Source organism: Micromonospora sp. WMMD735 (assembly GCF_049178995.1).
GTDB lineage: Bacteria > Actinomycetota > Actinomycetes > Mycobacteriales > Micromonosporaceae > Micromonospora > Micromonospora wenchangensis.
Window position 1 is genome coordinate 4938490 of sequence record NZ_JBMHMJ010000002.1, and the last position, 14213, is coordinate 4952702.

A 14213-nucleotide genomic window follows, 5' to 3' on the forward strand; every position below is an offset into this window, starting at 1 on the left:
AATCTCCACGGTGGCGACAGTGAGTCGGGCATAGCCTAGCCTGGCAGGTCAGCCGCGCGAGGGTCGCCACCGCAGCGGCGAATGCCCGCCACCGGACCGGCCGGCACCCGGTCACCACGCGGAATGGTGTTTACTTCCGCCCATGTCGGCAGCCGGCTGGATGCTCGTGGCGGCCCCCGTCGCGGCGCTCGTGCTACTCACCGCCCTCCTGCGCCCCCGGGCCGCCGGGGTGGTCGCCCCGCACCGCCTCGGCGTGGTCCGGGCCGCCCTGCTGACCGGCGTCTTCGCCGTGCTGACCGTGGAGGTGCTGGGCGCCCTCGACGCGCTCACCCTGCCCGCCTTCGCCCTGGCCTGGCTGCTCTTCGTCGCCGGGGTCGCGGTGGCCGCCGGCCGGCGACGCGGCCGGGACGCCGTCCGGCCCCGTACCGCCGCCGAGACCCGCCGGGCGGTGCTGGTCGGCGCGACCGTGGGCGGCCCGACAGCGCAAAGCCCGACCGGGAGCGGCCCGACGACAGGCGGCCCGACAGCAGACAGCCCGACCGGGGACCCTGCCGCCGGCAGCGGGGCGGCACAGGGACCGGAGCTGCCGGCCACCGTCCGGGCCGGCGTCGCGGCGCTGCTGGCCGGCTGGGCGGACCGGCTGACCCACCTGCGGCGTACGGCGACCCGGGGCGAACGGCTGCTCGCCGGCACGGTACTCGCGGTGGTGCTGATCGAGCTGGTGGTGGCGCTGCTGGCCGAGCCGAACAACTTCGACTCGCAGACCTACCACCTGCCAAAGGTGGAGCACTGGGTGGCCCAGGGCAGCCTGGAGTTCTGGCCCACCGCCATCCACCGGCAGGTGACCATCCCGCCCGGGGCCGAATACCTGCTGCTGCACCTGCGCCTGTTCACCGGCGGGGACGCCCTGCACAACCTGGTGCAGTGGGCCGCCGGGATCGGTTGCCTGCTCGCGGCCACCCGGATCACCGCCCAGCTCGGCGGGGGCCGGCGGGCCCAGCTCGTCACCGCGTTCCTGGTCGCCACCACGCCGATGGTGGCCCTGCAGGCGACCAGCACCCAGACCGACCTGGTGGCCGCCGCCTGGGCCGCCTGCGCCGCCACCCTGGTGCTGGACGGGCTGCGCCGCCGGGCCGGCCTGGCCGACGCGCTGGCGCTCGGCGCGGCCACCGGCCTGACCGCGCTGACCAAGACCAGCGGGCTGATCGCCGTCGGGCCGCTGCTGCTGCTCTGGGGCCTGGCCCAGCTCCGGCTGGCCCGCCGCCCCGCCGGGGCCGCTCCGGAAGACCCCACCGGGGTCGCGCCCGACCGGGCCGGCCGGGCGTCGGGCGGGTTCAGCTCGGACCCGACGACCGGGCCGACGGACCGGCCGGGGCCGACCGGGGCCCGGCAGGTCGCCCGGACGGTGGGCGGGTCGGTGCTGGTGCTGCTGGTCGCGGCGACGGTGGTGGGGCCGTTCCTGGCCCGGGAGACGGCCGAGTTCGGTCACCCGCTGGGGCCGCCCCGGCTGCGGGAGTCCATCCCGATGGAACGGCACGATCCGGCCGCCGTGCTGGTCAACGCGCTGCGGATCGGGCACACCGCGTTCGACACCCCGCTGGCCCCGCTGCGCGCCGGCACCGCCTCGGCCATCATGGACGGCTCCCGGGCGGTCGGCGTCGACCCGCAGGACCGGGCCATCACGTTCGGCCGGGAGGTCTTCCCGGTGCCCGCCTGGTATCCCGACGAGGACCGGGTGGCCTTCCCGCTGGCCGGGGCGCTGGCGCTGCTCGGGGCGGTCGTCGCGCTGGCCCGGCCGCGCCGGATCAGCCCCGGCCGGGCGGGGACGCTGCGGGCGTACGCGGGGGTGGTGGTGGGCGCGGTCGTCCTGCACACCGCGATGATCAAGTGGCAGCCGTGGGGGAACCGGCTGCTGCTGTACGCGCTGGTGCTGGCCGTACCCCTGGCGGGGCTCTGGGTCGACGCGGTGCTGCGGCGGCGGGCCGGGGCGGGCCGCCGGTCGGTGGCCGCCGGGCTGGTGGTGACTGTGCTGGCCACCTCCGCGCTGGCCGGCGTGCTGGCCCTGTCCTACGGCTTCCCGCGCCGGCTGGTCGGCGCGGGTTCGGTCTTCACCACCGGCGAGTGGGACACCCGGTTCCTGCGCCGGCCGCAGTGGGCCGACGAGTTCCGCTGGGCCGCCTCGGCGGTACGGGCCAGCGACGCCCGACGGATCGGCCTGGTGCAGCAGAACGACAACTGGGAGTACCCCTGGTGGTTGCTGCTGCGCGACGACGACGGCCGGTCACCCGAGCTGGTGGCGTTGCAGTCGGTGCTGCCCGACCGGCCGCCGGCCGACCCCACCTCGGTCGACGCGATCGTCTGCACCGGCCCCCGTACGGGGTGTGCCCGGCTCGTCCCGGCGGGCTGGACGATCGAGTACCGCGACCACGTCGGCTACGCGCTGCCCCCGACCCGCTGAGCCACGGGGAACACACGTCGGGGCCGGCGTGGTGGTCCACGCCGGCCCCGACCGGTCCCCCACGGGTCACTTCTGCTTGATCGGCACCACGATCAGCCGGGCGACGCTGGCGTCCCCGTCCTTGGCCCCGGCCACGTTGACCCTGGTGCCCACCTTCACGTCGCTGGCCTTGACGGTGGTCCGCCGCTCGACCACCCGCAGCTGGTCGCCCAGCTTCCAGGTCAGGGTGAAGCCGTCGGTGGACTTCACCGTCACCGAGTCCCCGTCGATCGCGGTCACCTCGCCACGCTGCACGACGACGGTCCTCGTGCCGTCCTTGGTCTGCACCACCGCCTCGCCGTGCAGGCCGTTGCGGCCCAGCTTCACCCGGGCCTGCCGGCGCTGCCGCAACTCCTTCGCCCGCTCGCCACGCTTGCCCTTGTCCCCGGCCTGCGGGGACGGGGTGGTCGACGCGGCGGGAGCGGCGAGCAGATCCAACTCGACCGGATCGAGGCCCAGCGCGGCCAGCGCCTGTCCCTCGACGCCCAGTGCGGCGGCCACGTCGACGGCGGCGGCCTTCGTGCCGTCCTGCGCGACCTGAGCCGTCCCGCAGCCGGCGACGCCGAACGTGAGCGCCGCGAGCAGCGAGGTGGCGGCGACGGCGATTCCCCGATGTGCCATGACTGTCCTCTCGTCCGTGATGCCACCAGCCTCGCCGAACGGGATGGGCGCGGGATCAGGCCGATGTTCGGGTCAGGTAAGGACGGGCGGGCAGCCGGACGGTGAACGCCGCACCCCCCTCGGCGGCGTGCCCGGCGACGATCTCCCCACCGAGCCGGCGGACCAGCCCGGCGGCCAACGCCAGCCCCAACCCGCTGCCCACCTTGCGGACCCCCCGGTAACGCTGGTGCAGTGCCCCCCGCTCGAAGGCCACCGCCAGGTCGTCGTCGGTGAAGCCCGGTCCGCCGTCGCGGACCTCGACCAGCCCGCCGGCGGCCGGGCCGGCACCGGCCGTCCGGACCGCGAGCACCACCGGCGCCCCCGGCGGTACGACCCGCAGCGCGTTCTCCAGCAGCCCGTCCACCACCTGCCGGATCCGCCCCGGATCGGTGTACGCGGGCACCGCCGTGCCCGGCGTCTCCAACCGGAACGGCACCCCGACCGCCGCACACCGCTCCGACCAGGTGCGTTCGGCGTCGGCGGCCAGCCGGGTGAGGTCCACCGGCACCGGTTCCAGCGGGAAGTCCACCGCCTCCAGCCGGGCCAGCGCCAACAGGTCGGCGACCAGCCGGTCCAGGTGCTGCGCCTCGGCGAGCATCGTCCGGCCCGTCGCGGTCGCCTCGTCCGCGCCGATCACCCCGTCGGCGAGCGCCTCCGCCCACCCCCGGATCGCGGTCAACGGGGTACGCAGCTCGTGCGAGACGGAGAGCAGGAACTCCCGCTGCCGGCCCTCGCTGGTGGCCAGCGCGGCGGCCAGCCCGTTCAACGCGTACGCCAGGTCGGCGACCTCGTCGGGGGGTTCGACGGGCACCCGGACGGCCCGGTCACCGGCGCGCAGCCGGGCGGCGGCGGTGGCGGCGTGCCGGATCGGCCGGGCCAGTCGACGGGCGAGCAGCAGTCCGGCCGCCGCCCCGGCGGTGAGCCCCGCCAGCAGCGGCAGCCACAGGGCGCGCAGCACCTGCCGCCACGGTCCCTGCGGGGTGGCCCGGGTCAGCACCACCCCCTCCCCGCCGGGCAGCGCCCGCCCCTCGACGAGGGTCCGTTGGCCGTTGACGAACCGGCGGCCGGAGACGTCCCGGCCGGCGGAGATCCGGTTCACCACCTGCCGGGGCAGGCCGGGGCGGTCGGCCAGCCCGCCTTGGACGACGTACACCTCGATCTGCTGGTCCTTGAGCTGGCGGATCAGCCGGTCGCCGGCCGCGTCGCGCTGGCGGCTGGGCCGGACCTTCAGCACGTCGGCGGCGAGCCGGGCCTGCGCGGCCAGCGCCTCCTGGTCGCGGCGTTCCACCCCGCGTACCGCCAGGGGGACCGCGACCAGGGCGGTGACCAGCACCGACACCAGCGCCACGGCGCAGGTGACCAGCACCGCACGGGCGGTCAGCGTGTGCAGGGAGCGGCGACGGCGGGGGGCGGTGTCACCCCGGGGGGCGGCCGGCGGCGCGGCGGGTTCAGCCATCGGCGGCGTACCCGACGCCCCGGTGGGTGCGGATCACGCTGGCCGCGCCGAGCTTCGCCCGGACCTGGGCGACGTGCACGTCGACCGTACGGGTGCCGGCGTGCGCCGCGTACCCCCAGACCCCGGCCAGCAGTTCCTCCCGGGTGAAGACCCGGCCGGGGCGGGCCATCAGGTGGGCGAGCAGGTCGAACTCGGTGGAGGTGAGCTGGACGGGGGCACCGGCCGCGAGCACCGTACGCCGGGCCGGGTCGATGGTGACCGGGCCGACGGTGCGGGGCCGGTCCACGCCGTCGGGGGCACCGACGGTCCGCCGCAGCACCGCCCGGACCCGGGCCACCAGCTCGCGGGGGCTGAACGGTTTGGTCACGTAGTCGTCCGCGCCCAGCTCCAGGCCGACGATCCGGTCGACCTCGTCGTCGCGGGCGGTGAGGAAGATGACCGGGGTCCAGTCGCCGGACTCGCGCAGCCGCCGGCAGATCTCGGTGCCGGCCAGGCCGGGCAGGGTGATGTCGAGGACGCAGGCCACCGGGCGCAGCCGGCGGGCGGCGGCCAGCCCGGCCGTGCCGTCCCGTTCCAGGTGTACGCCGAAGCCGTCCCGGCCCAGGTAGAGCCGGACCAGGTCGGCGATGGCCGGTTCGTCCTCCACGACGAGGACGAGCCCACGTGGTGCGGTGGCATCGACGGTCACCGGCCCATGATGACCGACCCGGCGTCGGGCGGTGCGGACGGCCGTGTTCGGGTCAGGTAAGAACCCGGTCAGCGCGCCGGCAGCGGGCGCAGCAGCGGGGCCGGCGCGACGGGCGGGGCGTCACCGATGGTGGCGACGACCCGTTCCTCGGGCCGGCGCAGCCGGGTCCGGAACGCGTGGTGCAGCAGCGTGTCGAGCTGCCACACCTGCTTCGGGTGCTGGGTACGGATGACGAACCGCTCGCGTACCCCGTCGATCGCGGTGGCGGCCAGCTCGACGGCCTGTGCGCGCGGGTCGGGGCTCCAGGTGACGTTGCTCAGCTCCCGCAGCTCGGTGTTGAGGTGCAGGCGCAGCCGGTGCAGCACCCGGGTCTGCCGGGTCACCACCAGCCGGCGGTGGGTGAGCAGCAGGAGGTAGTCGCCGTCGACCGGGCGGTCGGGGCGGGCGCACCGGGCGACCAGGATGGTGGCGTCCCCCGACCCGACGCACTGGCGGAAGACCGGCATGTGCCGACTCACCGTCTGGACCGCCAGCCCGGTCTCGGCGGCGGCCGGGAGGAAGGTGCGCGAGAAGACGTCCATACCTGGCCAACGAGCCGTGACCAGGGGTGATGTGGGTCACTGTCGACTTTTGGAACTTCCACTCGCCCGGGTCGCACCACCGGTGCGTCTTTGCGTACCGGCCGCTGCCCGGGGGCGGGACGTCAGACGGGCATCGGCGCGAACAGCTCGCCGAGCCAGCCCGGCACCGCGTCGGCGTACCCGGCGCGGGTGGGGTCGGTGGTGGCCAGCGCCCGTCGCCAGGACAGCGCCCGGCTCACCGTGGTGACCCGGACGGCCAGCCCGGCGGCCTCCCGCAGGGCCGCCCGGTCGTGCCGGTCGGTCCACGCCTCCAGGTAGGCGTCGCGCAGCCGCAACAGCACCGGGTCCCCCTCGGGCAGCGAGTAGGTGTGCGCGACCGAGCGCAGGGTCACCAACAGGGTCCCGAACGGGTGCGCCACGGACGCGTCGCCCCAGTCGAAGAAGCGGTAGCCGTCGGCGGCGAACACGTTCCCGTCGTGCAGGTCGTCGTGCTGCACGCTGGCCGGGATGCCGGTGTCGGCGAGCCGCTCACAGTCGTCGGCGAAGCGCGGCTGGTACGCCCGCAGCCGCTCGTAGGTCGCCGCGTCCAGCCCACCGTCGTCGCTCCCGGCACCGTCGCCGTCGACCCCGGCGGCCGGGCGGGCGTCGCCGTCGCCATTGTCTCCGGGCGCCGGGCGGACATCGGTGCCGCCGGTGGCCGGGCGGGTGTCGGGGTCGCCGTGTCCGGGGGCGAGGAGCAGGGCGGCGCGGTCGTCGAGGAGGTCGGCGAGCAGGGCCGGCAGGGCGGCCGGCCGATGGTCGGGCACGCCGAGCGCGACGAGGTCGTCGGCCCGGGGAGCCACCGTCCGCTGGAGGTCGGCGTAGGCGGCCAGCACGTCGGCCCACCGGGTCGGGTCCGGTTCGGCCAGGTCACGCAGGGACGGGCCGCCATGGGGCAGCAGCGACCAGCCCCGCGCGGGGTCCACGGCCACCGGGTCGAGCACCCGGCCGGGGACGTGCCGGGGCAGCTCGGCCAGCAGCACCGCCTCGTACGCCGTGCCGGGGTTGTTCGCCTTGAACCAGTACGGCCCGGCGTCGGTGGGCACCTGCCAGACCAGCGACCAGGGGCGTTGCCGGGCCTCGACCGGGCCGGTGACCCGCCGGCCGTGCCGGTCGAGCTGCCCGGTCACCCAGTCCAGCGCGGTGGCCCGCCACTGCGGGTCGGCCCAGCCGGGGGCCACGGAGACGATCGTCACGCCGCGCAGAGTAGGCCACCCGCCCACCCCGGCACCCGCCATTTTCGACCGGGCGGGATCGCAATGGGGCCGATGTGGCGGCATCAAGGCCGCCCGGACACCGCATCATCGGCCCCGTTGCGGGGACCGCACGGGCGAGGATCGCACGGGCGGGGGAGCGTCAGAGGAGTTCGAGGATGGTGGCGTTGGCCATGCCGCCGCCCTCGCACATGGTCTGCAGGCCGTACCGGAGGTCGTTGTCCCGCATGTGCTGGAGCATCGTCGTCATGATCCGGGCACCGGACGCGCCGAGCGGGTGCCCCAGCGCGATCGCCCCGCCGCGCGGGTTCAACCGCTCCGGGTCGGCCTCGGTCTCGGCGAGCCAGGCCAGTGGCACCGGGGCGAACGCCTCGTTCACCTCGTACACGCCGATCTCCTCGATGCCCAGGCCGGCGCGGCGCAGCGCCTTCGCGGTGGCCGGGATGGGGGCGGTGAGCATGGCGACCGGGTCGTCGGCGGCGACCACGGCGGTGTGTACCCGGGCCAGCGGGCGCAGGCCGTGCCGGCTGGCCCACTCGCTGGTGGTGACGGCGAGTGCGGCGGCCCCGTCGGAGATCTGCGACGCGGACCCGGCGGTCACCACCCCGTCGGCGCGGAACGGGGTCTTCAGCTCGCCGAGCGCGGCGAGGGAGGTGTCCCGGCGGATGCCCTCGTCGGTGGTGAACGAGCGGCCGTCGCTGAGCGGCACCGGGGCAAGCTCCGGGTCGAACGCCCCGGCGTCCTGGGCGGCGGCGGCCTTCTCGTGGCTGGCCAGCGCGAACTCGTCGAGCTGGCTGCGGGAGAAGCGCCAGCGGGCGGCGATCAGCTCGGCGCCGACGCCCTGGTTGAACGGGAGCGGCTGGTCGTCGGCGAAGCCCTCGACGCCCCGGTAGCGGGCCCGGATGCGGTCGCTGAACGGCATGCCGTCGCCGACGCTGGACCCCATCGGCACCCGGGTCATCGACTCGACGCCCCCGGCCACCACCAGGTCGGCCTGCCCGGAGACGACCGTCGCGGCGGCGAAGTGCAGGGCCTGCTGGCTGGAGCCGCACTGCCGGTCGAGGGTGGTGCCGGGTACCGACTCGGGCCAGCCGGCGGCGAGCACGGCATTGCGGGCGACGTTCCACGACTGCTCGCCGACCTGGGACACACAGCCCCAGACCACGTCGTCGACCTGACCGGGATCGATGCCGGTGCGGTCGGCGAGGGCGCGCAGCACGTGCGCCGACAGGTCGACCGGGTGCACCTCGGCCAGGCCACCCTTGCGTCGCCCGACCGGGGTACGCACCGCACCGACGATGACTGCGTCACTCATGACTACTCCCCGGTAACTTCGGCTGTGTCGATACTACGTCCCCGGCGGCCGGTCCGCCCCCCGCGTCGCCGGGGCCGGCCCGGTGCGGCTGGCATGCTGGGACGGTGCATCCACCAACGTCTCCGGCCCGTCAGTGGCGGGTCCCCCCGGCGGTCCCGGCGGTGAAGCTGGCCGGCGCGGTCGGGCTGGTCGCCCTCGGGCTGCTGCTCGCCGACGGCGACCCGGTCCGGCTGGCGCTGGCCGTCGCCGCCGCCGCAGGGACGGCCGCCTGGGCGGTACGCGACCTGCTCGCCCCGGTCCGGCTCGCGGTCGACGCCGACGGGATCACCGTCGTCCGGGGGTACGCCGGGCGGCGGCACCTGCCGTGGGAGGTGGTGGAGGCGGTCACCGTGGACCGGCGGACCCGGTTCGGGCTGACCGGCGAGACGTTGGAGATCGACGCGGGCGAGACCCTGCACCTGCTGGGCCGGGCCGACCTGGGCGCACCCCCGGCCGAGGTGGCCGAGGAGGTCCGGGCCGCCCGCCCCTGAGCACCGGCCGCCCCTGATCCCACGGTGCCGACGTGATCGACTCGGCGGGGCCGACGTAGCGGTGTCCGGCCAACCCCGACACCGCCCCGTCAGCGGCAGCGCCCGGGTCAGCCGAGCAGCATCACCGTACGGACGATCACCAGGCCGAGCAGCGCGAGCAGGAGGAGCCCCGCACCGGCGGCCTGGAACACCGAGCGTCGCATCCGGGGGGCGTACGCCAGCACGAGTGCCATCAGCGCCCCGACGATCAGCCCGCCGACGTGACCCGGGATGGAGATGCCCGGCACGGTGAACGTGAAGATCAGGTTGATCACCAGGATCGGCAGGATCGCCGAGGTGTCCCGGCCGAGCCGGCGCATCAGCACGAAGACCGCCGCGAACAGCCCAAAGATCGCCGTCGAGGCACCCGCCGAGGCGGTGTTGGGGCTGCTGAACAGGTATGCCGCGACATTGCCGCCGAGGCCGGCCATCAGGTAGAGGCCGAGGAACCGCAGCGGCCCGAGGAGGGCCTCCAGCTCCCGCCCCAGCACCCAGAGCGCCCACATGTTGAGCAGCAGGTGCAGCACGCCGTAGTGCAGGAACATCGCGGTGACCAGCCGGTACCACTCGCCGGAGGCGACGCCGTGCGCCTCGCCGAACGGCACGTACGAGGCGTAGCTGAGCACCGAACCCCACTGGGTCAGCGGGGTGCCGCCGCCGAGCAGGCCGCCGAAACCGGAGCCGCCGATCAGCGAGTCGCCGCCCCGGTCACTGAGCACCGAGACGATCATCATCAGCACGTTCAGCGCGATCAGGGTGCGGGTGACCAGGCCGCGACGGCCGGCGGCACCGCCACCGAAGGCGGTACGCGCCGGCCGTACGCTGCGGCGTCCCTCGTTCACGCACTCCGGGCACTGGTGGCCGACGGGAGCGTCCCGCATGCAGTCCGGACAGATCGGCCGGTCGCAGCGGGAGCACCTGAGGTACGTCTCCCGGTCGGAGTGGCGGTAGCAGACCGGGGTGGTCGGCACCGACCCACCGGTGGCGTCGCCGGCCGGCCCGGAGCGTTCAGTCATGCGTGCAAAGGTACCTCGCAGCCGCGGTCAGGCCCCGGTGCGCTCGATCTCGACCCGCTCGATCACCACGTCCTGCAACGGCCGGTCGCTCGGGCCGGTGGGGGTGTTGGCGATCGAGTCGACCACCTTCGCCGACTGCTCGTCGGCCACCTGGCCGAAGATGGTGTGCCGGTTGTTCAGGTGCGGGGTCGGCCCGACGGTGATGAAGAACTGCGAGCCGTTGGTGCCCGGCCCGGCGTTCGCCATCGCCAGCAGGTACGGCCGGTCGAAGCGCAGCTCCGGGTGGAACTCGTCGGCGAACGTGTAACCCGGGCCACCCCGGCCGGTGCCGGTCGGGTCGCCCATCTGGATCATGAAGCCGCTGATCACCCGGTGCGAGATGGTGCCGTCGTAGTACGGCCCGTTGCCCGGCTGGCCGGTGCGGGGATCGGTGTATTCCTTGTTGCCCTCGGCCAGGTCGACGAAGTTACGAACCGTCTTCGGAGCGTGATTGCCGAAGAGTTCCAGCCGGATCGGGCCAGCGTTGGTGTGCAAGGTGGCGTAGACAGCCTCGGCCACGGGTACTCCTCACTCGTTGGTCAGTTCCATGCGGATCCTCCCATGTGCCCCATCTGGCAGTGCGGAGGCATCCGGTGGTAGAGGATGACGAAGGAACAACTCCCAGGAGGTGGGACCGTGTTTGGAATCGGGCGGCGCAAGACCCAGGGGCAGCTGGCAAAGGTGGAGCTGCACCAGGGCATCGGTCACCTGAGGCAGGCGGCCACGCACGCGGCGAAGGGCGCCGGCGCCACGGTCGGCCCGCGGGTCCAGTCGGCCCGCAGCGCCGTCGCGCCGACCGCGGTCGCGGTGCGGGACCGGGCTTCCAGCGGCCTGGCGACGACGGCCGCCGCGCTCGCCCCGGTGGCCCTGGCGGTGCGCAACGCCCAGGCCGAGGCCGCCGGCAAGGCGCTGGCCGGCAAGAAGGCCGCCGCCGCCAAGCAGGCCAAGGTGAGCAAGAAGATCAAGGCGAAGAGCCCGAAGGCCCGGAAGAAGAAGCAGACCTCGCGCGGCATGATGGCGGGCCTGCTGGTCGCCGGCACGGTCGCCGGGGTGGCCGGCGCGATGGCCCTGCGTCGCCGCCGCGAGCAGCAGGAGTGGGCCGAGTACGACCCGACCCGCAGCATCGGCACCGCCCCCGTCCCGTCGTCGACCTCCGGTGCCTCCACTGATTCGGCCACCCCCACCGCATCGGCCGCCGCCGGCGCCTCCACCGCATCGGCCGCCGCCGGCGTCGACGCCCCCCGCGACGACGTCGACATCCTGGTGGTGGAGACCCCGTCGGCGGGCGGCACCACGCCCTCCGGTTCGGCCACCCCGGCCACCGGCGTCGGCAGCTCCGCCGTGGCGGCCGGCACCCCGGCCGGCAAGCCGGTGATCCACCCGAACGACAAGGTCCCCTCGGTCGCCGAGGGTGCCACCGACGTCTCCGGCCGGCCGGCCGACGACCTCGGCAAGGCGCTCGACGCCGGTCGGAGCGCGGCGCAGTCCAGCACCCGGCGCTGATCCCCCGCACCACGTCGGCGGCGCGGCACGACCTGACGGGTCGTCCCGCGCCGCAGCCGGCTTCCGGGGCCCGCCGGGTCCCGGGCCGTCCGCAACGACGACGCGCCGCCGGCACCGGCAGCCCCCCGCACGGTACGGCCCGGCACCGTCATCCGGCCTGCCCAGGGCGGCGACCCCCACGAGAACGTAAGGAATTTTCAGGGTTACCCCCGACCGTTACGGGTCCACCCGACGGGCTTGCGGCTCCTACAGTGCTCGTATGTCGTCGACCACCGACCCGGAGCGTCCGGCTCCGGAGCCGAACGGCGTCCCCTCGACGGGGCGCTGGGACCAGTCCGCCGAGCGTCCGGGAGAGCCCCCGGCCGGGCGTGACCGGGCGCTGTCCCGACGACGGGTGCTCTCCGGCACCGCCGCCGCCCTGGCCGGCGCGGGCGTGGCGCTGACCGGCGAGCTGGGGTATGCCGAGGCGACCGCCGACAGCAAGCTGCCCGTCTACGGCGGGTACGCCGCCACCGTGCACGCCGACAGGCGCACCCCGCCCCGGTCGTCCCGGGTCGACGTGGTGTGGAGCGTCGACACCACCCGCCGGCTGATCGCGCTCACCTTCGACGACGGGCCCGCGCCGAACTGGACCCCCCGGGTGCTGTCGATCCTCGCGCAGACCGACACCCCGGCCACCTTCTTCATGGTCGGCCGCCGCGCCCGCGAGTACGGCCGGCTGGTGGCGCACCGGCTCGACGGTCACGAGGTCGGCAACCACACCTGGGCCCACCAGGACCTCGCGAAGATGACCTACGAGCAGGCGTGCACCGCGATCAGCCGGGCGCACAACGAGCTGACCCGGCTCTGGGGCCGGGAGCCCACCCTGCTCCGCCCGCCGTACGGGCACCTCGCCGGCAGCACCCTGCTCGCCGCCAACGACCTCGGCTACCAGGTGGTCCTGTGGAACCGGCAGATGCTCGAATCCCGGTTCACCCATGATCCGGACGGCCTGGTCGACTACATCGTCGACTCCTGCGAGCCGGGCACCATCCTGCTCGCCCACGACACCGGGCCGGCGGACCGGTTGGTCGCGATCCGGGGGTTGGCCGCGATGATCACCGGACTGCGCCGGCAGGGCTTCGAGTTCGTCACCGTCTCCGAGCTGATGGCGGCGGCCACCCCGGCCACCGCCCCGACCCACTGACCGGTGGGCGGTCAGAGCCAGCCGTTGCGGCGGAACCACCGGTAGAGCGCCAGCGAGATGGCGAGCATCAACGCGAGCACCCCCGGATAGCCGTACGTCCATTTCAGCTCGGGCATGTTCTCGAAGTTCATGCCGTAGACCCCGGCGAACGCGGTCCAGACCGCCGCGATGGCCGCCCACGCGGCGATCTTGCGCATGTCGTTGTTCTGGTCGACGGTGACCTGCGCCAGCCGGGCCTGGAGGATCGAGTTGAGCAGGTCGTCGTAGGAGTTGACCTGCTCGACGGTGCGGCTGAGGTGGTCCTGCACGTCGCGGAAGTACCGTCGTACCTCCTGCGGCACCTCGCGGTTGACCTGGGCGGTCAGCGTCAGCAGCGGCCGTTGCAGCGGGATCACCGCCCGCTTGAACTCGACCAGTTCCCGCTTCATCTGGTAGATCCGCTGGATCCGCCCGCTGCTCTGCCTGTCGAAGACGTCGGCCTCCAGCACGTCGAGGTCGTCCTCCAGCTGGTCGGCCACCTCCAGGTAGAGGTCCACCACCCGGTCGGTGATCGCGTACGCCACCGCCCACGGGCCGTGCCGCAGCAGGTCCCGCTTGGCCTCCAGGTCGGCCCGGACGGGCGACAGTCGGCAGGCGTCCCCGTGCCGGACGCTGATCAGGAAGTTCGGCCCGATGAACAGCATCACCTGGCCGGTCTCCACCACCTCGGAGGTCTCGGTCAGCTCGGTGTGCTCGCAGTACCGGGCGGTGCGCAGCACCAGGAAGCTGACCTCGCCGAAGCGCTCCAGCTTGGGCCGCTGCTGGGCCTTCACCGCGTCCTCGACGGCCAGTTCGTGCAGGCCGTACGTCTCGGCGATGGCGGTCATCTCGGCCAGTTCCGGTTCGTGCAGCCCCAGCCAGACGAACCCGTCGCGTTCCTCGCGGGCGGCGGCCAGCGCCTCGGCGTACTGCCACTGGCCGGGGCGGCGTTCGCCGTCGACGTAGAGGCCGCAGTCGACCACCCCGCTGCGTCCCGGGCCGGCGGGCGCGGGGGTGCGGGGGGAGCCGTCGGCGTTGAGGATGCGGGACATCGCGCGCACCGGGGACGCCCAGGCGCGGGGGTTCAGCACCCGACCGCCGTGGAGTGTCGCCGACCGCTCCCGTGCCGCCCGGTCCGTCATGGCGTTCCCCCTCCCGGGTGTCCTGCTGCGGCTTGCAGGCTACGCCGCCCCGGGCGCGGTGGCGCTCGGCCGATCGGGGTGTGGGCGCCGGGCGGGTCGGACCGCGTTCGGGGGGTGAGGGGCCGACCCGACCCACCCGGCACCGCTGGGGGCGGGGTAATGCTGCCGCGTCACCCACCCGTCCGGCGGGTACGACCGGGTCACCGGCCGAACGTGAGTGACGCTCGCAGCATTGTGGGTCGCCCGGCCGGTCGAGGGGAGCCCTCGACCGGCCGACGTCGTACTTTTGT

At 74.7% G+C, this 14213-nt stretch carries 13 protein-coding genes; 4 read left to right on the forward strand and 9 right to left on the reverse strand.

Translation table 11 applies throughout. From position 1 onward, the window contains the following. Positions 1–142: 142 nt before the first annotated feature. On the forward strand, positions 143–2458 hold the full coding sequence (locus ACN268_RS21255) for a hypothetical protein (RefSeq protein ID WP_421484706.1): 2316 nt from the start codon (positions 143–145) through the stop codon (positions 2456–2458). 66 nt (positions 2459–2524) lie between these two features. On the opposite strand, the gene ACN268_RS21260 is transcribed toward ACN268_RS21255, so the two are convergent. The 6 genes from ACN268_RS21260 to ACN268_RS21285 form a co-directional block, all read right to left on the reverse strand. Then, positions 2525–3118 (reverse strand): hypothetical protein, encoded by a 594-nt coding sequence (locus ACN268_RS21260; RefSeq protein WP_421484707.1) that lies wholly within the window; start codon positions 3116–3118, stop codon positions 2525–2527. A 55-nt stretch (positions 3119–3173) separates the two neighbouring features. Then, positions 3174–4613 (reverse strand): sensor histidine kinase, encoded by a 1440-nt coding sequence (locus ACN268_RS21265; protein ID WP_421484708.1) that lies wholly within the window; start codon positions 4611–4613, stop codon positions 3174–3176. After that, positions 4606–5301, reverse strand: a complete 696-nt coding sequence (locus ACN268_RS21270) for a response regulator transcription factor (protein WP_421484709.1) — start codon at positions 5299–5301, stop codon at positions 4606–4608. The genes ACN268_RS21265 and ACN268_RS21270 overlap by 8 nt, the downstream gene beginning before the upstream one ends. A gap of 68 nt (positions 5302–5369) precedes the next feature. Next, entirely contained in the window at positions 5370–5882 is a 513-nt protein-coding gene (locus ACN268_RS21275) for a hypothetical protein (protein ID WP_204925418.1), read from the reverse strand. A gap of 122 nt (positions 5883–6004) precedes the next feature. Next, entirely contained in the window at positions 6005–7117 is a 1113-nt protein-coding gene (locus tag ACN268_RS21280) for an aminoglycoside phosphotransferase family protein (protein ID WP_421484710.1), read from the reverse strand. A 160-nt stretch (positions 7118–7277) separates the two neighbouring features. Beyond that, positions 7278–8450: a thiolase family protein gene (locus tag ACN268_RS21285; RefSeq protein WP_421484711.1), complete on the reverse strand. Its 1173-nt coding sequence runs from the start codon at positions 8448–8450 to the stop codon at positions 7278–7280. Positions 8451–8554: 104 nt separating this feature from the next. Here ACN268_RS21285 and ACN268_RS21290 point away from each other — a divergent pair, with 104 nt between their 5' ends. Beyond that, positions 8555–8980 (forward strand): PH domain-containing protein, encoded by a 426-nt coding sequence (locus tag ACN268_RS21290; RefSeq protein ID WP_421484712.1) that lies wholly within the window; start codon positions 8555–8557, stop codon positions 8978–8980. A 107-nt stretch (positions 8981–9087) separates the two neighbouring features. Here the strand turns inward: ACN268_RS21290 and ACN268_RS21295 are convergent, their stop codons facing one another. After that, positions 9088–10035 carry a rhomboid family intramembrane serine protease gene (locus ACN268_RS21295; protein ID WP_421484713.1) on the reverse strand — a complete coding sequence of 316 codons (948 nt, stop codon included), beginning with the start codon at positions 10033–10035 and terminating at the stop codon, positions 9088–9090. A gap of 27 nt (positions 10036–10062) precedes the next feature. Then, positions 10063–10593: a peptidylprolyl isomerase gene (locus ACN268_RS21300; protein ID WP_363649536.1), complete on the reverse strand. Its 531-nt coding sequence runs from the start codon at positions 10591–10593 to the stop codon at positions 10063–10065. Between the two features lie 84 nt (positions 10594–10677). Here ACN268_RS21300 and ACN268_RS21305 point away from each other — a divergent pair, with 84 nt between their 5' ends. Both ACN268_RS21305 and ACN268_RS21310 read left to right on the forward strand, forming a co-directional pair. Continuing rightward, positions 10678–11577, forward strand: a complete 900-nt coding sequence (locus ACN268_RS21305; protein WP_421484714.1) for a hypothetical protein — start codon at positions 10678–10680, stop codon at positions 11575–11577. Between the two features lie 259 nt (positions 11578–11836). Further along, entirely contained in the window at positions 11837–12763 is a 927-nt protein-coding gene (locus ACN268_RS21310) for a polysaccharide deacetylase family protein (protein WP_421484715.1), read from the forward strand. 11 nt (positions 12764–12774) lie between these two features. Here ACN268_RS21310 and corA read toward each other — a convergent pair whose 3' ends face one another. Then, positions 12775–13923, reverse strand: a complete 1149-nt coding sequence (gene corA / locus ACN268_RS21315; RefSeq protein WP_421484716.1) for a magnesium/cobalt transporter CorA — start codon at positions 13921–13923, stop codon at positions 12775–12777. Positions 13924–14213 lie beyond the last annotated feature (290 nt).

Bases quoted from the DNA above. Each gene is read 5' to 3' on its own strand.
- ACN268_RS21275 (WP_204925418.1), bottom strand. From the start codon at position 5,882: ATGGACGTCTTCTCGCGCACCTTCCTCCCGGCCGCCGCCGAGACCGGG.
- ACN268_RS21265 (WP_421484708.1), bottom strand. From the start codon at position 4,613: ATGGCTGAACCCGCCGCGCCGCCGGCCGCCCCCCGGGGTGACACCGCC.
- ACN268_RS21255 (WP_421484706.1), top strand. From the start codon at position 143: ATGTCGGCAGCCGGCTGGATGCTCGTGGCGGCCCCCGTCGCGGCGCTC.
- corA (WP_421484716.1), bottom strand. From the start codon at position 13,923: ATGACGGACCGGGCGGCACGGGAGCGGTCGGCGACACTCCACGGCGGT.
- ACN268_RS21310 (WP_421484715.1), top strand. From the start codon at position 11,837: ATGTCGTCGACCACCGACCCGGAGCGTCCGGCTCCGGAGCCGAACGGC.
- ACN268_RS21285 (WP_421484711.1), bottom strand. From the start codon at position 8,450: ATGAGTGACGCAGTCATCGTCGGTGCGGTGCGTACCCCGGTCGGGCGA.
- ACN268_RS21295 (WP_421484713.1), bottom strand. From the start codon at position 10,035: ATGACTGAACGCTCCGGGCCGGCCGGCGACGCCACCGGTGGGTCGGTG.
- ACN268_RS21305 (WP_421484714.1), top strand. From the start codon at position 10,678: ATGACGAAGGAACAACTCCCAGGAGGTGGGACCGTGTTTGGAATCGGG.
- ACN268_RS21260 (WP_421484707.1), bottom strand. From the start codon at position 3,118: ATGGCACATCGGGGAATCGCCGTCGCCGCCACCTCGCTGCTCGCGGCG.